25 protein-coding genes are annotated in these 26,370 nt (G+C 37.0%); 1 reads left to right on the top strand and 24 read right to left on the bottom strand.

Annotation, left to right across the window (positions count from 1 at the left end; all coding sequences use genetic code 11):
• Nucleotides 1–151 precede the first annotated feature (151 nt).
• From era to rpsU, 13 genes are all read right to left on the bottom strand, one after another.
• The gene (gene era, locus SM124_RS04185; RefSeq protein ID WP_322445486.1) at nucleotides 152–1,075 is read right to left on the bottom strand and encodes a GTPase Era; all 924 of its coding nucleotides are present in this window, start codon (nucleotides 1,073–1,075) and stop codon (nucleotides 152–154) included.
• Nucleotides 1,068–1,466 carry a cytidine deaminase gene (locus SM124_RS04180; protein ID WP_322445485.1) on the bottom strand — a complete coding sequence of 133 codons (399 nt, stop codon included), beginning with the start codon at nucleotides 1,464–1,466 and terminating at the stop codon, nucleotides 1,068–1,070. The genes era and SM124_RS04180 overlap by 8 nt, the downstream gene beginning before the upstream one ends.
• 393 nt (nucleotides 1,467–1,859) lie before the next feature.
• Nucleotides 1,860–2,258 (bottom strand): diacylglycerol kinase family protein, encoded by a 399-nt coding sequence (locus SM124_RS04175; RefSeq protein WP_322445484.1) that lies wholly within the window; start codon nucleotides 2,256–2,258, stop codon nucleotides 1,860–1,862.
• Nucleotides 2,236–2,706: an rRNA maturation RNase YbeY gene (ybeY, locus tag SM124_RS04170; protein WP_322445483.1), complete on the bottom strand. Its 471-nt coding sequence runs from the start codon at nucleotides 2,704–2,706 to the stop codon at nucleotides 2,236–2,238. Before ybeY ends, SM124_RS04175 begins: the two co-directional genes overlap by 23 nt.
• Before the next feature lie 3 nt (nucleotides 2,707–2,709).
• Entirely contained in the window at nucleotides 2,710–4,887 is a 2,178-nt protein-coding gene (locus SM124_RS04165) for an HD family phosphohydrolase (RefSeq protein WP_322445482.1), read from the bottom strand.
• Between the two features lie 199 nt (nucleotides 4,888–5,086).
• Nucleotides 5,087–6,052 (bottom strand): PhoH family protein, encoded by a 966-nt coding sequence (locus SM124_RS04160; protein WP_322445481.1) that lies wholly within the window; start codon nucleotides 6,050–6,052, stop codon nucleotides 5,087–5,089.
• Nucleotides 6,049–7,242, bottom strand: a complete 1,194-nt coding sequence (gene yqfD, locus SM124_RS04155) for a sporulation protein YqfD (RefSeq protein ID WP_322445480.1) — start codon at nucleotides 7,240–7,242, stop codon at nucleotides 6,049–6,051. Before yqfD ends, SM124_RS04160 begins: the two co-directional genes overlap by 4 nt.
• 48 nt (nucleotides 7,243–7,290) lie before the next feature.
• On the bottom strand, nucleotides 7,291–7,617 hold the full coding sequence (gene yqfC / locus SM124_RS04150; RefSeq protein WP_322445479.1) for a sporulation protein YqfC: 327 nt from the start codon (nucleotides 7,615–7,617) through the stop codon (nucleotides 7,291–7,293).
• A 150-nt stretch (nucleotides 7,618–7,767) separates the two neighbouring features.
• Nucleotides 7,768–8,280 (bottom strand): YqfB family membrane protein, encoded by a 513-nt coding sequence (locus tag SM124_RS04145; protein ID WP_322445478.1) that lies wholly within the window; start codon nucleotides 8,278–8,280, stop codon nucleotides 7,768–7,770.
• Nucleotides 8,281–8,312: 32 nt separating this feature from the next.
• Entirely contained in the window at nucleotides 8,313–9,308 is a 996-nt protein-coding gene (gene floA, locus SM124_RS04140; RefSeq protein ID WP_322445477.1) for a flotillin-like protein FloA, read from the bottom strand.
• 137 nt (nucleotides 9,309–9,445) lie between these two features.
• The gene (locus SM124_RS04135) at nucleotides 9,446–10,771 is read right to left on the bottom strand and encodes an NfeD family protein (RefSeq protein ID WP_322445476.1); all 1,326 of its coding nucleotides are present in this window, start codon (nucleotides 10,769–10,771) and stop codon (nucleotides 9,446–9,448) included.
• Between the two features lie 231 nt (nucleotides 10,772–11,002).
• Nucleotides 11,003–11,446: a GatB/YqeY domain-containing protein gene (locus SM124_RS04130; protein ID WP_322445475.1), complete on the bottom strand. Its 444-nt coding sequence runs from the start codon at nucleotides 11,444–11,446 to the stop codon at nucleotides 11,003–11,005.
• 16 nt (nucleotides 11,447–11,462) lie between these two features.
• Nucleotides 11,463–11,636 carry a 30S ribosomal protein S21 gene (gene rpsU / locus SM124_RS04125; RefSeq protein WP_019154564.1) on the bottom strand — a complete coding sequence of 58 codons (174 nt, stop codon included), beginning with the start codon at nucleotides 11,634–11,636 and terminating at the stop codon, nucleotides 11,463–11,465.
• Between the two features lie 305 nt (nucleotides 11,637–11,941).
• On the opposite strand from rpsU, the gene SM124_RS04120 reads away from it, so the two are divergent.
• Entirely contained in the window at nucleotides 11,942–12,859 is a 918-nt protein-coding gene (locus SM124_RS04120; RefSeq protein ID WP_322445474.1) for a Na/Pi symporter, read from the top strand.
• A gap of 51 nt (nucleotides 12,860–12,910) precedes the next feature.
• Here SM124_RS04120 and deoC read toward each other — a convergent pair whose 3' ends face one another.
• From deoC to SM124_RS04065, 11 genes are all read right to left on the bottom strand, one after another.
• The gene (gene deoC / locus SM124_RS04115) at nucleotides 12,911–13,579 is read right to left on the bottom strand and encodes a deoxyribose-phosphate aldolase (RefSeq protein ID WP_407691373.1); all 669 of its coding nucleotides are present in this window, start codon (nucleotides 13,577–13,579) and stop codon (nucleotides 12,911–12,913) included.
• Between the two features lie 176 nt (nucleotides 13,580–13,755).
• Entirely contained in the window at nucleotides 13,756–15,105 is a 1,350-nt protein-coding gene (gene mtaB / locus SM124_RS04110; protein ID WP_322445473.1) for a tRNA (N(6)-L-threonylcarbamoyladenosine(37)-C(2))-methylthiotransferase MtaB, read from the bottom strand.
• 4 nt (nucleotides 15,106–15,109) lie between these two features.
• Complete coding sequence (locus SM124_RS04105; RefSeq protein ID WP_322445472.1) at nucleotides 15,110–15,856, bottom strand: 16S rRNA (uracil(1498)-N(3))-methyltransferase; 747 nt, start codon at nucleotides 15,854–15,856, stop codon at nucleotides 15,110–15,112.
• 334 nt (nucleotides 15,857–16,190) lie between these two features.
• On the bottom strand, nucleotides 16,191–17,126 hold the full coding sequence (gene prmA / locus SM124_RS04100) for a 50S ribosomal protein L11 methyltransferase (protein WP_322445471.1): 936 nt from the start codon (nucleotides 17,124–17,126) through the stop codon (nucleotides 16,191–16,193).
• Nucleotides 17,127–17,147: 21 nt separating this feature from the next.
• Nucleotides 17,148–18,284 (bottom strand): molecular chaperone DnaJ, encoded by a 1,137-nt coding sequence (gene dnaJ, locus SM124_RS04095; protein ID WP_322445470.1) that lies wholly within the window; start codon nucleotides 18,282–18,284, stop codon nucleotides 17,148–17,150.
• Between the two features lie 398 nt (nucleotides 18,285–18,682).
• Nucleotides 18,683–20,515: a molecular chaperone DnaK gene (gene dnaK / locus SM124_RS04090; RefSeq protein WP_322445469.1), complete on the bottom strand. Its 1,833-nt coding sequence runs from the start codon at nucleotides 20,513–20,515 to the stop codon at nucleotides 18,683–18,685.
• Between the two features lie 97 nt (nucleotides 20,516–20,612).
• The gene (grpE, locus tag SM124_RS04085; RefSeq protein WP_322445468.1) at nucleotides 20,613–21,215 is read right to left on the bottom strand and encodes a nucleotide exchange factor GrpE; all 603 of its coding nucleotides are present in this window, start codon (nucleotides 21,213–21,215) and stop codon (nucleotides 20,613–20,615) included.
• Nucleotides 21,216–21,362: 147 nt separating this feature from the next.
• Nucleotides 21,363–22,394 (bottom strand): heat-inducible transcriptional repressor HrcA, encoded by a 1,032-nt coding sequence (gene hrcA, locus SM124_RS04080; RefSeq protein WP_322445467.1) that lies wholly within the window; start codon nucleotides 22,392–22,394, stop codon nucleotides 21,363–21,365.
• 125 nt (nucleotides 22,395–22,519) lie between these two features.
• Entirely contained in the window at nucleotides 22,520–23,659 is a 1,140-nt protein-coding gene (gene hemW / locus SM124_RS04075) for a radical SAM family heme chaperone HemW (protein ID WP_322445466.1), read from the bottom strand.
• A gap of 353 nt (nucleotides 23,660–24,012) precedes the next feature.
• Nucleotides 24,013–25,851, bottom strand: coding sequence for a translation elongation factor 4 (gene lepA, locus SM124_RS04070; protein WP_322445465.1), 1,839 nt, complete (start codon nucleotides 25,849–25,851; stop codon nucleotides 24,013–24,015).
• A 133-nt stretch (nucleotides 25,852–25,984) separates the two neighbouring features.
• Nucleotides 25,985–26,326: a DUF3679 domain-containing protein gene (locus SM124_RS04065; RefSeq protein ID WP_322445464.1), complete on the bottom strand. Its 342-nt coding sequence runs from the start codon at nucleotides 26,324–26,326 to the stop codon at nucleotides 25,985–25,987.
• Nucleotides 26,327–26,370: the final 44 nt, after the last annotated feature.

Below are 26,370 nucleotides of genomic sequence, written 5' to 3'. Positions count from 1 at the left end.
TTATCATAGCCATGTCAACTAAAAATCATGAGACGAAAATATTGTAAATGAAAACCATGCATATTCTTATTTTAAAGATAATACTTTAAATAGGGCTTATTTATTAGTGACCTAATAGTGACTGTACAAAGTGTTGAAAATAGCCTTACTATTAGTACTCATCTTCACGGAAACCGAAGTCTCTTAGTTGTGACATCTTATTACGCCAATCCTTCTGTACCTTCACCCAAAGTTCTAGGAATACTTTCGTTCCAAGAAGATTCTCAATATCCATTCTAGCTCTCTTACCAATTTCTTTAAGCATACTGCCTTGTTTTCCAATGATAATACCTTTTTGAGAATCTCTTTCTATAATGATGGTTGCCATGACATGAACAACATCCTTGTCTTCCAAGCGCTCCATTTTTTCAATGACAACAGCTAATGAATGAGGAATTTCTTCTCTTGTAAGGTGTAACGCCTTTTCTCTTATCAATTCAGAGACAATAAATCTTTCTGGATGGTCCGTTACTTGGTCAGCTGGATAGTATTGTGGTCCTTCCGGCATATACTTCTTAATTTGCTCAAGTAAAGATTCAACGTTATTCCCTTCTAACGCGGAAATAGGAACAATCTCTGCAAAGTTGTACTTTTCCTTGTATGAATCGATAATCTTAAATAGATTATCAGGGTGTATTTGATCGATTTTATTAATGACAAGAAAAATAGGTGTGTTTACTGTTTGGAACTTTTCTAGAATAAATTCCTCGCCTCGACCGAAACCTTCTTCCGCATTAACCATGAATAAAACTAGATCTACACCTTTTAATGTGTTTTGAGCAACTTTCATCATAAAATCACCGAGTTTATGCTTCGGCTTATGAATACCTGGTGTGTCGATAAAAATTAACTGAGCATCTTCCGTTGTTAAAACCCCTTGAACTTTGTTGCGTGTTGTTTGAGGTTTGTCGCTCATAATAGCAATTTTTTGTCCAATGACTCTATTTAGAAATGTTGATTTTCCAACGTTAGGACGTCCAATAATAGATATAAAACCTGATTTATGTGCTTGATTATTTTTTTCGTTGTTAATCATTTAAATCCTCCGGTGAAAATGCGCCTGGAAGCAAATCTTCGACTGTTATTTCCTTAATATCCCCTTTTAGGTTCGTTAAAACCACTTTCATGTCTTTTGGGCACAATTCTGATATAACTTGACGGCATGCGCCACAAGGTGACACTGGGCCATCTGTATCTGCTACAACAGCAATCATCTTGATTGAACGGTCTCCCTCAGAATAAGCCTTGAATAAACCTGTTCTTTCTGCACAATTAGTCATGCTATAGCCAGCGTTCTCAATGTTACAGCCATGATATACCTTGCCATCTTCTGTTAAAATGGCTGCACCTACCTTAAATTTTGAATAAGGTACATATGCTTTCTCTCTGGCCTTCTTTGCCTCTTCAATTAATAACTCAATGTTCACAGTCCATCTTCCCTTTCTTAATATAGAAGAGTACTGCTCTCCTCTATATTTTACCTTATTTTTATTGGGATTTCATCGTTTGTAGCAAAATCGTAATAAAAAAATTTGAATTTTCTAAAAAATAAAATCTACGATGGTTTTATTTCTCTGTCATTTTATCGTTTTTGGGGAGCGTTTTCAAATTTATATAAATATAAGAAAAGCGCAAACGCCTTGGTCAGCCCCGACAAGCAAATGTTCTTCCATCCTAAAAGTCTGGTTTTTGACTTTTAGGATGGAAGGTTATTTGACCTCGAGGGGCTAGGCGCTGGAGCTAGACAGTTGTCTAACTTCAAAAAGCTTATATTTTTTTATAATTAAACAAAGAAAGACTGCTTTTAGTATTGCAGCCTTTCACAATAAAAACATATTTATTAATTTTGGAAAGAATATAATGAACCCCACAATTACAGATAGTAAAGCATAAATCAGTACAGCCCCAGCGGCAATATCTTTTGCTTGTTTGGCCAAAGGATGGTATTCTTCCGTTACTAGGTCAACCACTCTTTCAATAGCTGTATTGACTAGTTCTAAGCTGATAACCCCTCCAATAGCAAAGGAGATTAAAATCCATTCTATTGGTGTTATTCTAAAAAACAAACCCAGTACGACAACAACAAAAGATATGACTAAATGAATTTGTATGTTCCGTTCATGTAATATAGCAGAAAATATCCCCGTTAAGGCGTGTTTAAAAGAATCTAATACTCCACTCGAACGAAAGGGGCGTTTATCTTTGTAATCCGAACTCATCTAATATTTCCCTTTGGCGATCAAACATGATTTTTTCGTCTTCCTCATTCTCATGATCGTACCCTAATAAATGAAGGAATCCATGCACGGATAGAAATCCAAGCTCTCTTAAAAACGAATGACCATAATCTTCTGCCTGCTCTTTTGTCCTAGTAACGGAAATAATAATATCGCCTAATATTCTAGGCATATGCCCTCCACTGACTTCAATCTCCCCTTCCCCCATTTCTTCTAGAGCAAAGGAAATGACATCAGTAGGTTGATCTTTCCCACGATATTCTCTATTGATTTCTTGGATTTTTTCATTTGAAACAAAGGTTACCGAAACCTCACTACCTGTTTCAATATTTTCTTTATCAGCAGCAAAATTAAGCAATTTTTCAATCGTCTCAATCTGTTCTTCTGTTAATTCATTCGTCTCATCTAAAAAATCAATTTCTAGTTTCATTGTTTAATTCACCTTCTGCTTATTCATTTCTGGATATTCAATTCTTGAATGGAAAATCCCCTTCAAAGTCTCGCATAATGTATTAGCCACTGTTTGTAATTCTTTCAATGTTAAATCACATTCATTTAACTGACCGTCTTGCAAGCGATCTGCAATAATATTTTTTACCAAGCCTTCAATTTGCTCGTGAGTGGGGTGAGACATAGAACGTACAGCCGCCTCCACACTATCTGCAATCCCAATGATGGCAATTTCTTTTGTTTGAGCTTTCGGCCCAGGATAGCGATATTCCTCTTCCGTAACCTCAAGCCCGTTATTCTTAGCCTTATGATAGAAGAACTTCAATAACGTTGTACCATGGTGCTGCTCAGCAATATCAACAATTTCTCTAGGGAGCTTATGTTTCCTGAGTAACTCAGCCCCGTCTATTGCATGTGCGATAATAATATTCTTACTCGTTTGCGGTGGCAATCGATCATGCGGATTCTCAATATTAATCTGATTTTCAATGAAGAATTGTGGTCTCTTTGTTTTTCCGATATCGTGATAATAACATCCTACTCTTGCTAATAAGCCATTTGCTCCAATCGCTTCACAAGCCGACTCTGCTAAATTGGCAACCATTACACTATGATGGTAAGTACCTGGTGCCTCTGTTAAAATTTTTCGAAGTAAAGGATGATTCGGATTAGAAAGTTCGATTAATCTCATGGTCGATAGTATACCAAAACCAGCTTCAAAAAATGGTAATAGACCTATTGTTAAAACCGCAGAGGTTACACCAGACACAATTGCAGCAAATACATAAAATGCATATTCCACACTATCATAGTGACCGTTATTTAAAAATATTAATGAAAGGATAACAGCCAAGTTTATAAACGAAACAAATAAGCCTGCCTGTAAGATTTTTGTCCTCTGGTTTTGCTTACTTAAGAATAAAATCCCAGCTAATCCGCTACAAATAATATAAATTCCCATATTGATATGGAGAGTACCTGTAATTCCTTCACTAAATATTATACTTCCACAAATGGCCAGTATTATGGTCCATAATACTGCTAATCGCTCATCAATTAATATCTTTATTAGCATAGCTCCCAGTGCAGCCGGGAAGAAGTATCCGACCTCAGAGAATTCAAATTGTTGTAAAAAGCTAATTCCCTTTAGGAGAACAATGGATAAAAGAAAGATTAGACTAAAGAGGAGTAAGTAACTCTGCTTTGTTTCATTTTTAATGTTTAATTCGTGAAAATAGTAATACATGGCTAACAAAATAATACCGATAATAATCGCCAAACCAACAAACGGTTTAACCGAATGTTTATTATCTAACAATCCGACTAATTCAAGCTGCCTATAAATATCTGTGCTTATAAGCTGATTCTCCTCAACAATAATTTGCCCTTGAAGAATTTTGACTGGCTCTACACTTTCTTTTGCCTGGTGACGGAGTTCTTGAGTGGCAGCCAAATCAAAAAATTCATTTTGAATTACTGCATATCTTCCTAAGTCAATGGCTGCATTTCTAAGCGGATTGCTTAAAGAAGTATATTTCAGTTCCTCTTCCACTCGTTTCTTCCCATTTTCTACTTCAGCAGCCGGTAGCTTTTTACTCATAACACGATTAATCGCAGTAACGGTTAAGTCCTTTGCTATAGTAAGTTCCTCTTTAGGAGTATTTAATAAAGCTGCAAAAACAGAATCGGAAATCTCTTTCGTGACATCTTCGGTTAATTTATCTTTCATCCTATTTACTTTTTCTTCAATAGATGGCTCTTTGACAGACTCTGGCTCATCTCCCGATTCTTCAGCCTGTAGTCTCAACTCTTCTATGTAAGTTTTCACTTCTGCATTGACCTCAACAGCTGTGTTAAAGATGGACGTAATTAAGTCCGCACGATTTTCCGCTATCTCTTTCTTAACAACATATACATCTGAAACTTGTTCTTCCGCCTCGGTCCTTTTCTTTTCCGTACTAATTTTATCCTCGATTGTAATCGGTGACCGTATGGTTCTCTCTGCAACCGTTAGGAGCTTTAAATCTAATTTTTCAGGTTTAACATTGTTGTACATGGTTAAATAAAGAATAGCTCCTAATAGGACAAATAATAAAACTCTAAAAAAAGTTATATCTAATAAGGTACGTATTTTAGATAGTTGTTGTTGAACTTTATCCATTCTTTTTCCTCCTACCTGAACCTTCACCTTCTAGCTTTAAAGATTTTTTTAGTACATATCTCTGAAAAAATATTATTACGTAAAATGATAACAGTTTTTCGTACAAGTTTCACCCTTAAATAAAAGAATACACCATTAAAAATGGAAAAATAATCCTAAAGTATAAGACCTATTAAAAAACCACTCGGTAGCCGAGTGGTTATTCTTGTTTGTTCGATTCGTATGCCTGAATAATTCTTGCTACCAACGGATGTCGGACCACGTCACTTTGTTCAAGATGAATGATGGAAACACCTTTAACATTTTTCAAGATGTTCTCAGCACTTAATAGCCCTGATTTTACTCCTCTTGGTAGATCAACCTGTGTTTTGTCACCTGTGATAACCATTTTAGAACCAAAACCTAATCGTGTTAGAAACATTTTCATTTGAGCTTCGGTCGTATTTTGGGCTTCATCTAAAATAACAAACGCATCATCTAATGTTCTACCGCGCATATAGGCAAGTGGTGCAATTTCAATCGTTCCTCTTTCAATCATTCTCTGGGTGTGTTCTGCACCTAAGATGTCATTTAGAGCATCATATAAAGGTCTTAAATAAGGGTCGACTTTTTCTTTTAGGTCCCCTGGTAAAAACCCTAAGCTCTCGCCAGCTTCTACCGCAGGTCGTGTTAGAATAATTCGCTTTACAAATCCATTCTTAAGCGCATTAACAGCCATTACAACAGCTAGATAGGTTTTTCCAGTACCAGCTGGGCCAATTCCAAATACAAGGTCTATTTCTTTAATAGCTGTAACATAATGTCTTTGACCCAGTGTTTTTACACGGATCGACTTTCCTTTTGCATTCTTCGTTATTTCTTCTTCGTATATATCTTTAAAATAATCAAGTTGTCCTTTTTTAGCCATTTGGACTGCGTAAATAACATCCCTTTGACTTATACTGATTCCTTTTCGAATAACATATAGAAGTTGTTCAATGACACCGGTAACGAGTTCCACATCCTCTAAGCTACCTGAGACACTAACATTTTCTCCTCTAGTTACGATCGAGACATTCAGCTCTTGCTCAATAATTTTTAAATTTGAATCTCCATTACCTAGTAAAGATATTGCTTCATTTGGATCTTCTAATTTTACATTAATGGTTTTTAAATCCTCTGTCATTCCGAGTCTCCTTGAATTATTGGTTGTCCTTCTGCAATATTCTCAATAACTTGGAAATGTATTGATAGGTTAACTTTACCATTCTCTATGGAATGGTGCAAAACTTTTTCACCTTTAATACTAGCATCTTCAGGTAAGCCGTTTTTTATATCTTTTCTCGCCATTTCTTTTGCAACTTCAATGGCCTCAGATCTCGTATAAATTCTTGTTTCCTTCTCACTTTCCCTATAAGTTTCCATAATATAACTAACTGGCAAGGTCCATTTTAAGAATTTAACTTTCTTTTCGTTAGCTTCTAATTCATGTTGACTGAAAGGCACTTTTCCAAATCCCCAAATATTTATAGGGAGTTTGCCTATTTTTATAAAATGTTTTATTTTTTCGTTCCCATTAAACACTTGGAAGGTACTTTTTAATGGTAAGGTCACTTGAGACTTGTACCAAGTTTCTCCGTAAACCTTCCCTTTGGCTGAAACTGATTTTGTTTCCTCTTCATTACCTAAAAGACCAGATACTAATAAATCTCCCGCTTCAACATAGTCATTTACCTCGACAACAGGCTTCCCCTCTTCCACAAACATATCAACAATAACTGCTTTCTTTTTTGCAATGATATTCCTTGGTCCCAGTTTTTCTGGTTTTTCCGGTTCATTTTTTTCAACTACTTGTAGGTGGTAGGTTGTCCCCTCTAACTCCACTCCAACCCAAGTAATTTCTTGAATACTGTTGGTTAAACTTCTTTGTATAGACTCTGGATTTCCTATGAAGAATTGAAGTTGTCCAGTTTTAACGCCTATCGAGTCCAATTCTTTTCGAATCTTATATTCCGTTGCAGGGTTAGCTCCTTTTATCTCTATTCCCCAAACCATATTAGATAAAAGTAATACAACCGCAAAAAACAATGCTGCACCAATCAAAAAACCACTGTTACTAATTAATTGTTTAACGAAAAAAGGTAAACCGGATCTTTGTAGGAACTCGACTTTACAATCGGAGTTCCTTACAACACGTCTCATATTATGAACATCTTCCAGTCTTATTTTGAAAATCATGGTTGCTGTTCCGTGCCTCTTAACATGCCAGATAAGAATCTCTTCTCTCATGAGAGAGTTTAAAAACCTCTCAAGACCCTTCCCACTAACTTTTACTGTTACAACCCCTGAGAAAAAGTGTATCCAATGATTCTTCATTACTAGCCTCCTATATTTCTTCTATTACTGTGTCAACGGGTTTGATTGCTATTTGCTTAAGATGTCTGTCGACAAGTTTATTTCTCCGCCATTTTCACTTAAAAAGGTAACTTGGTCTATTTTTCCTTCTAGTAAAATTTCTTCGGGTAAGATGGTTTTAATTACGAAAGCTTTTCCTTTTATCAATAGTTGCCCTTGTTTTAAAAGCAATCTTAGCTCCTTGTCTGAGAAGGTGATTAGTCCCCGGTGGTTCTCAATGTATATATGAATTTGACCAATCATCGTTATTCGGGGTAAGTCCATCATGACATCTTGAGGAAGCTCCATATGTTTGCTCATCCAGTTCTTGACTTTTTGCCCCAACTTTTTTGCCATAAAAAAAGAACCCCCTTTCATCTCATATTTATGAAATGAAAGGGGGTTCTAGCACATATTTTTCTAATCCGGAATGGTTTTCTCACATATTAAGCTTAACTAAACATTTAGCCATTTGAAATTGACTTTTCCACCACTGAACTTACCACTTTAACGTCTAGCTCTATGTGGATTCTTCGCCCTAGGAGGCCCTAATATTTCAGCCCATACAACTGCATCTGCTAACTTCTTCTCATCTACTTGATAAAAAGAGGTATCCTCCTGAGGAGTTACTACATGATCCTTAGTTGCCGAGTTCATACGGCTGGTGCTACTCATACGTTGAGACTTTTTCTCACTAACTAACTGCTGCTTTTTCATAGCAGCAATCTTCTCTTCTGCTTGTTTCTTTTTCTCTTGATATTGTTTTTCAATTCGCTCGAATTTATTTCGACCTTGGTGGTGTTCTTGTTGCCTTTGTTGCTCTTTTTGTCTTTGCATTTCTATTTCTTGCGCTAATGTTGGATTCTGTTCTTCAATCCGTTTACGCTTTTGAACAACAGGCTTTGGTGTAGGTCTCTTTTGTTGTTCTTCTGGTTGCTCCCCTTTCATTCTTTTAAAAAGAGAGGAGATAATTCCAATTAAAACAACTAATATAAATGGATTTTCAAATAAAAATTCCAAGAGAGGATCCCTCCCTCCGTATAACGGATCCGTTATTCATTTTTCTTATCTTTTTTATCACCTGAGATTCTACCGATTGAACCTCTCATATCTGTATCAGCAGAGATATTTTGAATGTTCATATAATCCATTACTCCGATATTTCCAGAACGTAGTGCCTCTGACATCGCAAGTGGAACTTTTGCTTCTGCTTCTACTACTTTTGCTCTCATTTCTTCTACACGTGCCTTCATTTCTTGTTCCTGAGCTACTGCCATTGCACGACGCTCTTCTGCCTTTGCTTGTGCAATTTTCTTATCAGCTTCAGCCTGCTCAGTTTGAAGTTCTGCACCAATGTTTTTACCGATATCAACGTCCGCAATATCAATCGATAAGATTTCGAAAGCGGTTCCAGCATCTAATCCTTTAGATAATACGGTTTGAGAAATCATATCTGGATTTTCTAATACCTTTTTGTGATTATCGGAAGAACCGATAGTAGAGACAATCCCTTCCCCTACACGGGCAACAATCGTTTCTTCACCAGCACCACCGACTAATCGTTCGATGTTAGCTCTAACAGTGATTCTTGCTTTCGCTTTTACTTCAATTCCATCCATTGCAACCCCAGCAATAAATGGAGTTTCGATTACTTTTGGATTTACACTCATTTGAACCGCTTCTAATACATCACGACCAGCAAGATCAATCGCTGCACAACGCTCAAAAGTTAATTCAATATTTGCTCTGTGAGCCGCAATTAGAGCATTAACTACACGGTCAACATTTCCTCCCGCTAGATAATGACTCTCAAGTTGATTCGTTGTTACATTAATCCCTGCTTTGTGGGCTTTAATTAACGGATTAATGACACGGCTAGGAATAACACGGCGTAGTCTCATTCCGATAAGGGTAAAGATACTCACTTTAACTCCAGCTGCTAATGCAGAGATCCACAGCATAACTGGAACAAATGTAAATAGAACAGCTAGAAAAATAATTCCTAGTACAATAGCAACTAACAATAATGCTGTCGGTGCTGTTAACATATTTCATTCCTCCTTAAGCGTAAAAACTTATTTATGTTCTCCAAATAATAGCCTTTTTCAATCATTGTCTTCATAAGTGAAAAAAATGATGAAGCACTTATTAAGTATTGACAAAAGCATATTTGAAAAGTTGTAACCTATTTATTTAAGTCTGATACGGCACGAACCACAATTCTTGATCCTTCCGCTTTAACAACTTTCACCCTAGTATTTTTTTCAATAAAGCTACCTTCACTGACTACATCAATTCGCTCATCCTCAATTAGGATTGTTCCTGAAGGACGTAAAGCGGTTAGGGTATAACCCTCTACCCCAATTAAATCAGTTCTAGTTTTATTTGAAACATAACCACTTTCAGTATTTGTAGAATCAGTTAGAATAATTTTTTTAAAGAATTTCATTTTTTTACCAAACACCTTTACCATTAAAATAGATGCCAGAATAGAAATTCCTATGGAGATAAGTATAGAGATACCCATATGAACGATATTGTCTGTTGCTAAAAATAAACTTGCTAATATGGATATGAATCCGATTATTCCTGCTATTCCACCTGGTATAAATAGCTCCAGTACCATTAGTCCAATTCCTAAAACAAATAGTATCAGCGTTTCATAGCCGGCCAATCCCGCTACTAAATGACCGTAGAAAAATAATAGTAGGGCAGATAACCCCATAAGACCAGGTATTCCAAAACCAGGAGAGTACAGTTCAAGGACAAGACCTAAGCTCCCTATAGACAATAGGATTGGAACCACGACTGGATGTGTAATGAACCTTGCTAGCTTCTCTGCAAAAGTCTCATCGAGTGATCTAATTTCAGCATCAGCATAGCCTAATCGATTGATCAACTCATCTAAGTCATTAACCGTTCCTTCAGAATAGCCCACTTCTAATGCCTGTTCTGTTGTTAAAGTTAACAGTTTCCCTTTCGGAGCCCCGTACTCAGGTATATCTACTTGCTTATCCGCCATAGCTAGAGCATATTTAGGATCTCTCTTACTATGTTCAGCTGCATTTCGCATTTCTGCTAGCCAAAAGGACTGTGCTTTTTCATCAGCAGCTGTTCCTTCTTGGTTAATAATTGCAGCTGATCCCATTGTAGCACCAGGTACCATATAAATCTCATCTGTGTTTAATGAGATGTAAGCACCTGCTGACAGAGCCTGCTTATTGATAAAAGAAATAGTCTTTATATCTGTGGATGTTAGTAGTTTCCCAATTTGTGTAGCTGCATCAACAGCACCGCCTGGAGTATGAATATCAAATATAATAGCGGATGCATTTTCTTCTTCAGCTGTTTCTACAGCCCTACTTAAAAAAGCATAGAGCCCTTTTTCAACGGTTTCAGTAATGGGTACTACATAGACGACATCATTCTTTGCATCTCCTTTAAAAGGTTGAAACATTAATCCAAAAGCTAATAAAAAGGAAAAGATAACAATCAGTCTTCTAAGTTTCATATCAAATTCCCTCCCTTCAATAGAAGCTATAATAATCTTACGGTTAAGCTCTCTGAAAGTTTCATTTTGTTTAAAAATAATTTTGGGTTGTTTGAAATACATGCTGAATTGTAAGTTATGTAATTAGTTTTCACTATATTAATCATTTACATAAATATATGTATTTATAATAAACGAGAAATCCTATGTAAAAAGACCGTAAGCTTTTGCCTACGATCTTAAGTACAGTATTTATGAAAGGTGTTGTTGTACAAGTTTATTAACAAGTGAGCCATCTGCTTTACCTTTTACTTTAGGCATAAGAACAGACATCACTTTTCCCATTTCAGCTTTGGATGAAGCACCTGTTTCAGAAATAGCTTCTTTAACTATTTTTGTAAGTTCTTCTTCTGTTAACTGTTTTGGCATATATTCTTCTACATACAGAAGCTCTGTACGTAATTTTTCAACTAGGTCCTCACGACCGGCTTTATCAAATTCATGGAGGGAATCCTTGCGTTGTTTTACTTCGCGAGAAAGGACAGTTAACTCATCGTCTTCAGTTAAATCATGACCAAGTTTAATCGCCTCGTTTTGAAGTGATGCTTTAATCATACGAATGACTGTGAGTTTATCTTTTTCTTTGTTTTTCATCGCTTGTTTCATATCACTATTTAAACGCTCGAGAAGACTCACTAAATTACACCCTCTCTTACCACTTACGTTTTCTTGCAGCTTCAGACTTTTTCTTACGTTTTACGCTAGGCTTTTCGTAGAATTCGCGCTTTCTAGCTTCTTGTATAGTACCTGATTTAGATACAGTACGTTTGAAGCGACGAAGAGCATCTTCAAGCGATTCGTTTTTACGAACGACGGTTTTAGACATTCTCTTTCCCTCCCTCCGAACACAACACACTTACATCAACCATGGGAATTCCATGTACTTTGCAATTATAATATAACAGTGAAACAAGGTCAACTGTAATTCGCCTAACCTTATCATCAAATAGTAAATTTCAGCTATTTAATTACGATAAACGTCCAAATTCACCAATATATTACAGCTTTTTGGCTCATTCTATTTTTTTCACTAGTTTGCTTAACTAGTATTTTAATGAGTTTATAAACATTCACATATTATTAGCATGTCCATGAATGAATCCCCATACAAATATAGGGAGGAGTGAGGACATGTTATATTTATTTTTATTTATATTTTTAATTACTATTTTTATTATCGGTATGACCATCTTAAGAACAGGGCTCTTTAATGTTTCTGGTGATTCTTTAAAGGGATGGATACTAAAACTGACAGATACCCCGTGGAAAGGACTTTTGGTTGGTACAATCGTCACAGGGATATTACAAAGTAGTTCTGCGGTTATGGTGATGACTATAGGGTTAATCTCAGCAAGAATGTTAACCTTTCGTCGTTCCATTGGGATTATTCTTGGGACGAATATTGGTACCACCTTTACAACTGAATTCATCACCTTTAACATTGATTCTCTCCTAATACCTATGGCAATAATAGGGACCTTACTTATATTTTGGAACAACCAAAAGGTAAAGAGTGTCGGTTTTATTTTTCTTGGAATTTCATTTGTCTTTTCAGCTATGACTGGATTTGAGTATTTAGCCAACCCTATTGCTTCATTACCTTATATAGAAGAATCCATCTATAAATTAAATGACAGTTACATATACTCAGTACTAGTAGGAATTGTTATTACATCTATTATACAATCCAGTACAGCCACTACAGGAATCATTATGGGGTTCTTATCAAGTGATATCCTTACTATAGGATCTGGCATTGCTATTATGCTAGGCTCAAATGTGGGGACATGTGTAACAGCTTTTATCGCAAGTATTGGCGGTGGAAAGGAATCTAAGCTTTGTGCTTATGCACATATATGGTTAAATGTGATTGGTGTACTATCGTTTTATCCATTAATTAATTATTTGGCTGAATTAGCACCTCTGTTAGCAAGTGAACCTGATGTCCAGTTAGCTCATATTAGTGTCGTCTTTAATGTAATCTCCTCCTTACTTGTTGTTCCATTTGCTAACCTGTTTGCACGCTTTATCACTAAAATACATGGGTAAGACGATACAAAAAAAATGCCGGTTCATTTAAGTACCGGCATTAATAATTTATTAATAGTCTGTATTTGCAGTTAATCCTTTGACTATGGCAATTCCTGAGCTTGCACCAATACGAGTAGCTCCTGCTTCAATCATTTTCCCTGCGTCTTCCGCACTTCTAACTCCACCAGAAGCTTTCACTCCAATGTCTGGTCCCACGGTTTTTCTCATTAGTGCGATATCTTCATAAGTTGCTCCACCTGTAGAGAAACCAGTAGATGTTTTTACAAAGTCTGCCCCAGCTTTAACCGAAAGCTCACAAGCTCTTACTTTTTCCTCTTCAGTAAGTAGGCTTGTTTCAATAATTACCTTCGTTAGAGCTTTTCCTTTAGCCGCTTCTACAACTGCACGAATATCATTTTCGACTAAATCGTTATTGCCATCTTTTAGTGCTCCGATATTGATTACCATATCAACTTCAGTTGCACCATTTTCAATTGCATTTTTTGTTTCAAATGCTTTTGTTTCGGAAGTAGTAGCCCCTAGTGGGAACCCAATTACTGTACATACTTTTACTTCTGTTCCACTTAATAATTCACTCGCATAACGCACCCAAGTTGGGTTTACACATACAGATGCAAAAGTATATTCTTTTGCTTCAGCACAAAGCAGTTCAACTTGTTCTTTTCTAGCCTCAGGCTTTAATAAAGTATGATCAATCATTCCTGCAATATTAGTCATTATATGTATCTCCTTCCAAACACTAGTTGTACGTACCTCAATCATCATATCATTGTCTTATTTAAAATTCGAGAACAATTTTTTTATGAATTCTATGCTTATTCTAACCTTTTAAAAAGAAATCAATGCTAATGAAATATAAAAGAAGCTGCCAGATTGACAGCTCCCCATCTTCATTAGCTAACAGCTTCTTGTTTTAATAATTCTTCATTGATTACTGTCACAAACTGCCCTTCGTTATAAGGGTAGCCTGCTTTCGTAATTTTAACTTTAACAATTTTTCCAATCATATCTTCATTACCAGGGAAAACTACTTTTAGATAGTTATCTGTATAACCAACGTAAAGACCTTCTGATCCATCTTTAAATGCTTCTTCTGGAATCACTTCTAAAACTTCACCTTCAAATGCAGATGCATATTCTTTTGCGAGCTGATCAGATAAAGCAATTAAGCGGTGAACACGTTCGTTTTTAATTTCTTCATCTACTTGATCTTCCATTCTAGCTGCAGGTGTTCCTGTACGTTTAGAATATGGGAAAACGTGTAGCTCTGAGAATTGATGCTCTTTGATAAAGTTGTATGTTTCCATGAATTCTTCTTCTGTTTCACCTGGGAAACCGACAATAACATCTGAAGTTACTGCAAGTCCAGGTAGTACTTCTTTTAAGCGGTCAAGACGCTCTCCGAAAAACTCCATAGTATATTTTCTACGCATTCTCTTTAAGACTGTATTTGATCCGGATTGTAGCGGAATATGAAGATGTCTTACTACAATATTAGAATGCTTGATTACTTCAATGACTTCATCAGTGATCTGACTAGCTTCAATAGATGAAATACGTAGACGTTTAATCCCATTCACTTGTGCTTCTAAATCTTTTAGAAGCATAGCTAGATTATAATCTTTCATATCTTCACCGTAACCACCAGTATGAATACCTGTTAGAACGATTTCTTGATAACCAGCATCTACTAGCTGTTGTGCTTGGCGAATAACTTCCTGTGGATCACGTGATCTCATTAATCCACGTGCCCAAGGGATAATACAGAATGTACAGAAGTTATTACATCCTTCTTGAATTTTTAAAGAAGCACGAGTTCTATCTGTAAATGCAGGTACATCCAATTCTTCGTACACACGATTTTTCATGATGTTTCCTACTGCATTAATTGGTTGGCGTTCTTCTTTATATTGCTCGATATACTCTACCATTTTTACACGGTCTTGTGTTCCTACTACAATATCAACACCAGGAATAGCCATAATTTCAGCAGGCGAAGTTTGAGCATAGCAACCCGTTACACAAATAACCGCATCAGGATTTTTACGAATCGCACGACGGATTACTTGGCGGCTCTTTTTATCCCCTGTATTCGTTACCGTACATGTATTTATAATATAAACATCAGCAGTTGATTCAAAGTCAACTCGCTCATACCCTTGCTCTTTAAACAATTGCCAAATAGCTTCTGTTTCATAATGGTTTACTTTACAACCAAGTGTATGAAATGCAACTGAAGACATATAATCACCTCATTAATTCAAAATGATACGAAACAGCAGATAGTGCATATAATGGAGCTGTTTCTGTTCGTAATATTCTAGGTCCGAGACCACAAGTTTCAAAACCACTTTCCCGCATGAGAGCAACTTCCTCTTCTGTAAGTCCTCCCTCAGGACCAAAAACAAATAAAAGGGATTGTCCCTTTTCCACCTTGGCTAAAGTTTTCGCCAAAACCGAGGATTCACCTGTTTTAGCATCCTCTTCAAATGCAATTAATCTATTGTCATAGCTCTTGCTTAATTCAATCAATTTTTTAAGATTTACAGGACTCCATACTTCAGGAAGTTCACGACGGTGTGATTGCTCTGCTGCTTCTTTAGCAATCTTTTCCCATCGTTCAACTTTTTTTGCAGCCTTCTTTTCGTCCCACTTTACAACTGAGCGAGCTGCAGTAAAAGGGATAAACCGACTTGCTCCAAGTTCAGTACCTTTTTGGATTACCCATTCGAGCTTATCCCCTTTGGGCAGTCCGCTCACAATTGTCACTTTTACTGGGAGTTCAACAGACCCTTCCTCCCATTTTACTACTTTTGCCACTACATTTTCATCGGTAATTTCTTCAATTACGCAAATGGCACTATTTCCAGAAGAATTGGCGCAGATGATTTGATCATCAACCTTAAGTCTCATCACTTTTACGATGTGATGTCTGTCGTCACCGGAAATATAAAAATGATTATCTACTGCTTCGTCTACAAAATAACGCTGCATCTGAAACACCTTCTTCTAGGAATTAGTACATCTTATAGTAGTCTATTCTTACATCACATTCAGTTAAAATGAAATGAGGGTGACCAAAAGCACAACTTTTAGGATCACCCATTTTGTTTTGCTCTCTGAATCTTGTCCGTTGATTTCCGTTCCAGGCGCTTCGCTTTCCGCGGGCGTGCCGGGGAGCCTCCTCGTCGCTATGCTCCTGTGGGGTCTCCCCTACCCCGTTCTCCCGCAGGAGTCTACGCGCCTTCCACTCCAATCAACTAGTTGAAATATTCAAATGGCTAACCAAAGAAAGTTTTATCTACCTTTTGAGTCAGCTTCATAGTTATTACTTTTTAGCAATAATAGCTACCCAATCTTCCATTTGTACCGTTTCAACGATTGTCAGCCCTGATTTCACGATAGCATCTTTAACATCTTGTTTTTTCTGAAGAATAATTCCTGATGCAATGAAGTAGCCATCTTTTTTAATCGCACTAGCAACGTCATCTGTAAAACGCATGATTACTTCTGCTAAGATATTAGCGACCACGACATCCACTTGTTTGTCTATGCCATCTAGTAAGTTATTTTGAGATACAGAGACTACATCTTGAACTTTGTTAAGTAAAACATTAGATTTAGCAGATTCAACTGCTACTTCGTCAAGGTCTAATGCAATAACTTCTTCAGCACCAAGAAGGGCAGCGGCAATACTTAACACACCAGAGCCAGTACCTACATCCACAACTTGATCACCTTTTTTAACCGTTCTTTCCAAGGCCTGAATACATAATACAGTTGTTGGATGAGTTCCTGTACCGAATGCCATTCCAGGGTCTAATTCAATGATTAATTCATCACTATTGACAGGTGTATATTCTTCCCAAGTAGGAACAATCGTAAATTTTTCTGAGATTTTCACTGGGTTATAATACTTCTTCCAAGCAGTAGCCCATTCTTCTTCATTTACTTCACTAATTGTAACCGTATTTTTTCCAATATCAATATTGTGAGTAATTAATCCGTTGATGGCTTCTTTAATCTCATCTACTGTTTCTGCTAAAAAACTATTTACAGGAAGATAGGCTTTTACAAGTACACCTTCTTCTGGGTAGTCTTGAGGATTAAGTTGGTAGATTTCACCGAATTGGTCTTCTCTCTCTTTTACAAGTTCTAAAGGATCCTCAATGACTACCCCACTTGCTCCAGCTTCATGCAAAATATTTGAGATCGGTTCAATTGCTTCATTTGTTGTATGAATGCTAATTTCTGACCATTTCATCTATCTACCAACTCCATTTCATTATTCGCCCTTGAAGGCACGCTTTACTTTTGAGAAGAAACCTTCTTCTTGATCCCCTTGTGGAACAGTACCACTTACTTCAGCAAACTCTTGGAGTAATTGCTTCTGCTTTTCTGTAAGTTTTGTAGGGGTGATAATACGTACAATTATGTGCTGGTCCCCTGTACCATAACCCCTTACGTTAGGAACGCCTTTTCCTCTTAATCGGAATTTCGTGCCCGTTTGTGTTCCAGCAGGCACTTTAAGTTTAACTTTTCCGTGAAGGGTTGGAACTTCAACCTCATCACCTAATGCTGCTTGAACAAATGTAATCGGCATTTCGCAGTAAATATCATCGCCATCACGCTCAAAGAATTCATGTGATCTGACATGGAACACTACATAAAGGTCACCAGATGGTCCACCGTTAATTCCCGGTTCCCCTTGACCTGATACACGAAGTTGTTGACCATCATCGATACCAGCAGGAATCTTCACATGAATCTTGCGACGTTTTTTCACTTTTCCAGCACCGTGACAAGTACCGCACTTATGTTTAATTTCTTTCCCTGTTCCACTACAGTGGTGACATACTCTTCTATTAACGATTCTACCGAAAGGAGTATTTTGTTCGACGTTCAGCTGACCAGAGCCTTGGCAATGCTTACATGTCTCAGGCTTTGTACCTGCTTTTGCTCCGGAGCCGTTACACGTTTCACATGTTTCTTCCCTCGGAATTTCAATGTCCGTTTCTTTCCCGAAAACAGCATCTTCAAAGGACATAGTCATTGTGTATTGTAGGTCTGCACCTTGTCTAGGGGCGTTTGGATCACGAGTTCTTCCACCGCCACCTCCAAAGAACGTATTGAAGATATCTTCAAAGCCACCGAAACCGCCACCGAAATCTGAGCCACCACCAAAACCACCGAATCCTTGGTTAGAGTCTGTGTGACCAAACTGATCGTAATGTGCACGTTTTTGATCGTCACTTAGAATCTCATAGGCTTCTTTTACTTCTTTAAATTTAGCATCCGCATCCGGTTCTTTGTTTATATCAGGATGATAGGTTTTTGATAGCTTACGATAAGCTTTTTTTATTTCGTCCTTGTTTGCAGTTTTGCTGACACCAAGGACTTCATAGTAATCCCTTTTACTCACAATTCACCACTCCCCGATCATTCACATAAAGGTTATTTTAACACTCTCGAGTAAATGAGTGCAATATTTTAAGATAGCTAGTAACGAATTCATAAGGTTTTTATTAAGGTTTTTAAATATTGCCCGTTAATTTCCGCTCCGGGCACTTGCTTTCCGCAGGGAGGAATGGGAGCCTCCTCGGCGTGCCGCCTGTGGGGTCTCCCATTTCCTCTAATCCTGCAGGAGTCAAGTGCCCTCCGCTCCAATTAACTCAGTAGAAATAATTTAAGCACCTTTTAATTTTAGAAACTCAAATAAATAACCTTATAATAATAATTTTTTCATTCTTTTTTAACAACATAGAAAAAGCCAAAGCCGTAAATGACATGACTTTGACTTTTTCCTTTGTTCGTTAAATCTTATTTATCGTCTTTAACTTCTTCAAATTCAGCATCAACGACATTGTCATCTTTAGCTGCACCAGCGCCTGCTTGATCGCCTTGCTCTGCTTGTGCTTGCTTAGCCGCTTCTTCATAAAGTTTCACTGTTAATGCTTGAACGATTTCTTGAAGTGCATCTTTCTTAGTGCGGATTTCGTCTAGATTGTTACTTTCAATAGCTGCTTTTAAAGCATCTTTTGCTTCGTTAGCTTTTGTAATTTCTGACTCATCTACTTTGCCTTCAAGATCCTTCATTGTTTTTTCAGTAGTGAAAACAAGCTGGTCTGCTTCGTTACGTAATTCTACTTCTTCCTTACGTGCTTTATCAGCTTCAGCGTTTTCTTCCGCTTCTCTTACCATTTTATCAATCTCTTCGTCAGATAGACCTGTTGAAGATTTAATCGTAATAGATTGCTCTTTATTTGTTCCTAAGTCTTTAGCACGTACGTTAACGATACCGTTTTTATCAATATCAAAAGATACTTCAATTTGAGGTACTCCACGTGGTGCTGGTGGGATATCACTTAATTGGAAACGACCAAGTGTTTTGTTATCTGCCGCCATTGGACGCTCACCTTGAAGTACGTGAATGTCTACTGCTGATTGGTTATCAGCGGCTGTAGAGAACACTTGAGATTTAGATGTAGGGATCGTTGTATTACGGTCGATTAACTTTGTAAATACTCCACCCATTGTCTCGATTCCTAAAGAAAGTGGTGTAACATCAAGTAATACTACGTCTTTAACGTCACCAGTAATAACTCCACCTTGAACAGCTGCACCCATTGCAACTACTTCATCTGGATTTACCCCTCTATGAGGCTCTTTTCCAGTTTCTTTCTTAATTGCTTCTTGAACAGCAGGGATACGAGTAGAACCACCTACTAAAATTACTTTATCTAATTCAGACGGAGAAATTCCAGCATCTCTTAAAGCTTGACGAGTAGGTCCCATTGTTCTTTCTACTAGGTCAGCAGAAAGTTCTTCAAATTTTGCTCTAGTTAATGATAGTTCTAAGTGAAGTGGTCCTGCTTCTCCAGCCGTAATGAACGGTAAAGAAATTTGAGTAGAAGTGACACCAGATAAATCCTTTTTCGCTTTTTCAGCTGCATCTTTTAAACGCTGTAAAGCCATTTTATCTTTAGAAAGGTCAATGCCGTTTTCTTTTTTGAATTGCTCTACTAAGTAATCAATGATGACTTGGTCGAAATCATCTCCACCAAGGCGGTTGTCACCAGCCGTTGATTTTACTTCGAATACTCCGTCACCTAGTTCAAGGATAGAAACGTCAAACGTACCTCCACCAAGGTCATAAACAAGGATTGTTTGATCTTCTTCCATTTTGTCTAAACCGTAAGCAAGAGCGGCTGCGGTAGGTTCGTTAATAATACGTTCTACTTCTAAACCAGCAATTTTACCAGCATCTTTTGTTGCTTGACGCTCAGCATCATTGAAGTAAGCAGGTACGGTAATAACTGCTTTTGTAACTTTTTCACCAAGATAGTCTTCTGCATAAGATTTTAAGTATTGAAGGATAATAGCAGATAATTCTTGTGGAGTATACTCTTTACCTTCAATCGTTTCTTTATGACTAGTACCCATGTGACGTTTAATAGAGATAATTGTATTAGGGTTTGTGATAGCCTGACGTTTCGCTACTTCACCAACTTGGCGTTCACCATTTTTAAACGCGATAACAGATGGAGTTGTGCGATTTCCTTCTGGATTAGGAATAACCTTTGGTTCGCCGCCCTCAAGTACTGATACACATGAGTTAGTCGTACCTAAGTCAATACCAATAATTTTGCTCATGTTTCTTACCTCCCAATTTATATGTAACACTCATTTTTGACGTTTTTTAATTGACACTTTTCTAAAACTTTATTGTTCCTTACATGCTAAAAACAGCCTATTGATTCACTTTAACCATAGTTGGTCGAATCACTCGGTCCTTAAGTTTGTAGCCCTTTTGGAACTCTTCAACAACAACATTTGGTTCAAAATTGCTGTCTTCTACCGTCATAACTGCTTGGTGAAGATTCGGGTCAAATGGTTTACCCTTTGCCTCAATGATTTCAACACCTTCACGCTTAAGAGCCTCTTGTAAGCTACGATAAGTCATTTCCATCCCTTGTAGTAAGGATTTCGTTTGCTCATTGTCTGCCTCAATTTGCAGTGCTCTTTCAAAGTTATCAAGTGCTGGTAAAAGGTCTGTTATTAAGCTTTGAGCTCTATATTTTTGCGTCGCTTCTAAATCAAGTCTTGAACGGCGACGTGAATTATCAAAATCTGCATTTAATCGAAGGTAGCGATTTTCAGTCTCCTCAAGTTTAGCCTCTAATTCAACGATTCTTTCTTGAGCTGACTTTAGTTCATTAGATTCAGCAGTAGCTTCTTCTTGCCCAGATTCTACAACCTCTTCTTCTGCAAAAACCGGTTCAACTACTTCTTCACTGTTTTCATCAATTGCAGTTTGTAGTTCTTCATGTAACGAGTTTTTTTCTTCTGTCAACTTACTCACCTCCCTTAAAGGATACCTACATTTATATTTAAATGAAAATGATTTAGCAATGGTTCTAATGAAGTTAAGAAATAGTGAAAAAACACGAAGATAAAGGGTAGGAACAAAGCGCTCCACCCTTAATCAATATTTCCAGCGTCATTTGTTTTGATACAACTCTGTTAATATAGACGTTAAATCATTACTTATGAATTTTAGTAAACTGATTACCCTTGAGTATTCCATTCTTGTCGGTCCAAGAATAGCAATTGTACCTAGCTGCTCGGCACCTACAGAATAAGTAGCTGTAATTAAGCTACAATTTTCCATTGCAGAATTATCATTTTCTTTCCCGATTTTCACATGAATACCGGTCGGATTTTTCCTTATTAGTTCATACATACTTTTTTCATGCTCAATCATTTCCATTAGATTCTTGACTTTTTTAATGTCATGGAACTCAGGCTGACTAAGCATTTTAGTCTTACCACCGAAAAATAGTTTTTCGTTTGCAGGAACCTGCAATACTTGAGCAATGGAAGAAAGCATGGAATCATAACTACTAATATGTTGACGTAACAAAGTAGCAACTTCTTTATAGATTTTGCTATTTAAGTCTTCAATAGGAACCCCAGACAATCTGTCATTTAATATGTTAACCATTTTTTCAATGTCATTCACATCTAGGTTTGCCGGTAAATGAAACATTTTATTTTCAACATGGCCAGTATCTGTAACGATAATAGCGATGGCTGTTTCGTTATTTAGAGGCACAATTTGAATTTTCTTCAATTTATTTTCTCTTACGGCCGGCCCTAGTACAATCGATGTGTAGTTCGTTAAATCGGAAAGGATTCTTGCTGATTTTTGAACAATTTTCTCTAGCTCATAGATTCTTTCAGCAAAAATAGATTTCACCGATCCTACGTCTTTTTCATCCAATTGCTGCGGAGATAACAAATGATCAACATAGAAACGATAGCCCTTCTCGGATGGAATTCTACCCGATGAGGTGTGTGTTTTCTCAAGAAATCCTAACTCTTCTAAATCAGCCATATCATTTCGAATGGTGGCTGAACTAAAGGAAATAGAATCCTTTTTCGACAAACTTCTTGAACCTACTGGTTGTGCAGACCGAATGAAATCATCAACAATCACCTGGAAAATCAACAATTGACGATCTGATAACAAGTTTAATCACCTCTGTTAGCACTCACAAGCACCGAGTGCTAAATCTAATATTAAATTATCAAATAAAGGGTACTGATGTCAACGTTTTAGGCTGTTTTCTTTTAACATTCTCTACTAAGTAGAATTTATATGACACCGATAAAAGATTGAAAAACTTCATTCCCTAAGAAGCGACCTTTTTCAGTCAATTTCAATCGATTATCTTGTATCGTAATTAATTGTCTCTGCTCAAGTTCTGAAACCTCTTTCTCAAAAAGGGTTAGAGGATTTTTATTAAACTTCTCGTTAAAGGTTTGAATAGATATCCCCTCCGTCTTCCTAAGCCCCAGAAAAATTTCTTCTTCCATCTGCTCATTTAGAGTTACTTCATGAACATCCATTGAAGGTAGTTTTCCTTCATCAATAGGATCCATATACTTCTTCAATGGTCCATAATTAGAACGTCTAACTCCACTTAAATAGCTATGAGCACCTGCACCAAATCCATAGTATTGTTCATTATTCCAGTATGTTAAATTGTGTATACTTTCAAAACCTGGTTTTGAAAAATTACTAATCTCATATTGATGGAAGCCATTCTTCTCCATCTCATCCATTAATAATTTATACATCGTTGCTTCTGTATCTTCTCCAGGTGTTGGTAGCTTCCCTTTTTTCATTAGATTATAAAAGACCGTTTTAGGCTCAATAATGAGTGAATAGCCTGAATAATGTTCAATTTCTAATGAGAAAGCAGTATCTAAAGATTCTTTGAAGTCGGTTATGGTTTGCTCCGGTAGACTGTAAATTAAATCAATACTTATATTTTTGAATCCTGTTTCTTTAGCCTTATAAATGGATTGTGCAACATCTTTTGCTCTGTGGGTACGACCTATTCTTTTTAGAAGGTCATCATTAAAAGTTTGGACACCAAAACTCAGTCGGTTAACACCAGCATCATGTAAGATTTGAAATTTTTCTTTAGATAAATCACCAGGGTTAGCTTCAAATGTGAATTCTGCTTGGCTATTAAAAGGTAAGTGTTTATTTATAATTTCGCAAAGTTTTTCCAATTGATTTTCATTTAATGAGGTTGGTGTGCCGCCCCCAACAAAAATAGATTTTAATTGGTTCGTTGGATATTGTTGTAAAGTTAATGATATTTCTTTTTCTAGTGATGATAGATATTCATCTACTGGCTGTCCTTTTAAAAACACTTTATTAAAATCACAATAGTGGCAAATGTGTTCACAAAAAGGAATGTGAATATAAGCTGCTTGTACCATTTTTTCACAACCTTAAATTTAATGATGGCTCTTTTAAGTTTAAGTGTTGATTTCCGCTCCTGGTGCTTGCTTTCCGTGGGGAAGAATTAACGAAAAAATCTTAAAGCCGATTTTTTCTAAGTGCGAATTCTTCCTCGGGCGGTCGGGAAGCCTCCTCGGTGCTATCGCACCTGTGGGGTCCCCCCTGTACCGCTGCTCCCACAGGAGTCAAGCACCATCCGCTCCACTCCAATCAACACGGCTTATATCAATTCAATTATTCCTAATAAATCTCTAATAATAAAAAGGCTAGATACACTTGTTAAAAACAAGCTTATCTAACCTTTCAAAACAAATCAATTTTTCAGTTCTGATTATTTCTTTTTACTGCTGTCGTCATCCATACGAAGGACTGCCATGAATGCCTCTTGTGGAACTTCGACGGATCCTACTTGTTTCATACGTTTTTTACCTTCTTTTTGTTTTTCAAGAAGTTTACGTTTACGTGAAATATCTCCACCGTAACATTTTGCTAATACATTTTTACGCATAGCACTAATGGTTGAACGGGCAATAATTTTTTGTCCGACAGCCGCTTGGATAGGTACCTCGAATTGCTGTCTCGGGATTAGCTCTTTTAATTTCTCAACAATCACTTTACCGCGTTCGTATGAGAAATCTTTGTGTACGATAAAGCTTAATGCATCCACTTTCTCAGCATTCAATAAGATATCCATCTTAACAAGCTTAGAAGCTTTGTAACCAATTAATTCGTAATCAAAGGATGCATATCCTTTTGTACTAGATTTTAGTTGGTCGAAGAAATCATATACGATTTCAGCCAATGGAATTTCATAAACAATACTTACACGGGTTTCATCCATATATTGCATATCAATGAAATTACCACGTTTTAGCTGGCAGATCTCCATAATCGCACCAACATAGTCGTTAGGAGCCATCATTGTTGCTTTTACATAAGGCTCTTCGACACGTTCAATCTTTTGTGGGTCAGGCATATTATTTGGATTATCTACTCTCACTTCGCTGCCGTCAGTCATAACAACATGATAAATAACGCTTGGTGCAGTAGTAATTAAGTCGATATTGAACTCTCTCTCAATACGCTCTTGAATGATTTCCATATGGAGAAGTCCTAAGAATCCGCAACGGAAACCGAAACCTAAAGCTTGTGAAGTTTCAGGTTCAAATTGAAGAGCAGAGTCATTTAATTCAAGTTTCTCCAACGCTTCACGTAGGTCATTAAATTTAGAGCTATCAATTGGGTAAAGACCACAATATACCATTGGATTTAACTTACGATATCCAGGAAGTGGTTCAGTCGCCCCATTTTTTGCATTTGTGATGGTATCCCCTACACGAGTGTCTCCCACATTTTTAATAGCTGCAGTTAGGAAACCAACGTCTCCAACCGTAAGTTCAGCAACAGGAGTAGATTTTGGTGTAAACACACCTACTTCTGTTACTTCAAATTCTTTCCCTGTAGCCATCATTTTAACTTTGTCGCCCACTTTAACTGTTCCATCAACGACACGAATGTAAGCTACTACACCGCGATATGCATCGTATAATGAGTCAAAGATTAATGCTTTTAAAGGTGCTTCCGGGTCACCTGTTGGTGCCGGAACCTTTTCAACGATTTGTTCTAAGATGTCTTCGATACCAATACCCGCTTTAGCAGAAGCAAGTACAGCTTCTGAAGCATCAAGGCCAATGACGTCTTCGATTTCACCACGGACTCTCTCCGGGTCAGCACTTGGTAAGTCAATCTTATTGATAACAGGGACAATTTCTAGATTATTATCAATTGCCAAATAAACGTTAGCTAACGTTTGTGCCTCAATTCCTTGAGCCGCATCCACTACTAGGACTGCTCCTTCACATGCTGCTAGGCTTCGAGAAACTTCATATGTGAAGTCAACGTGTCCAGGGGTATCAATTAAATGGAATGTGTAAATTTCTCCATCTTTTGCTTTATATTTAAGTTGAACGGAATTCAACTTGATTGTAATTCCTCTTTCTCTCTCAAGATCCATAGAATCTAGCAACTGATCTTTCATTTCACGAGAAGTTAAAGCATTCGTTTTCTCTAAGATTCTGTCAGCTAATGTAGATTTTCCATGGTCGATATGAGCGATGATTGAAAAATTCCGTATTTTTGATTGTCTATTAAGTCTTTCTTCTTTGTTCATATCGTTCACTCCTACTATACTCGCGCATATACACTATTTTTGATTATATCAGTAGGGTAACCAAGATTCAATCAAAACTAGAGATAAGCTTTTTTGTATCATCAAAAAAGCGATAATCATGGGGATTACCGCTCTAGCTACTAAGTTGATCTGTTATGAAGTTTATCGCACGGTCCGTTATGTTAGTAATACCTTCCGCTAGGCTTTTACCCATCGTTGAAAAGAAATTATAGGCCTTCATTTCCTCAAGCTTCTCCTTTTTACTTTGCAAATCATGACTATCGACATCGTTTCCTAAAAGGGATACTTGAAGTTCCCCGCCTGTATTTTCATTTACAGTAAAGGCTCCTTTAAAATTAGCATCATTAAATCCCTTCATTCGATGGATGCCATCGTTGGCCAGCTGCATTCCAAATAAGACGGAACCAAACATTAATGCGGAGAGGAATATAGACTTTAGCATAAACATTTTCATAACAATCACTCACTTATAAAGAATATTTAGACCTTTTTTACAGA

The organism is Robertmurraya mangrovi, assembly GCF_034427655.1.
Taxonomy (GTDB): Bacteria; Bacillota; Bacilli; order Bacillales; family Cytobacillaceae; genus Robertmurraya_A; species Robertmurraya_A mangrovi.
The sequence above is the reverse complement of the archived record's forward strand: the minus strand, read 5'-3'. Positions and strand labels throughout refer to the sequence as shown.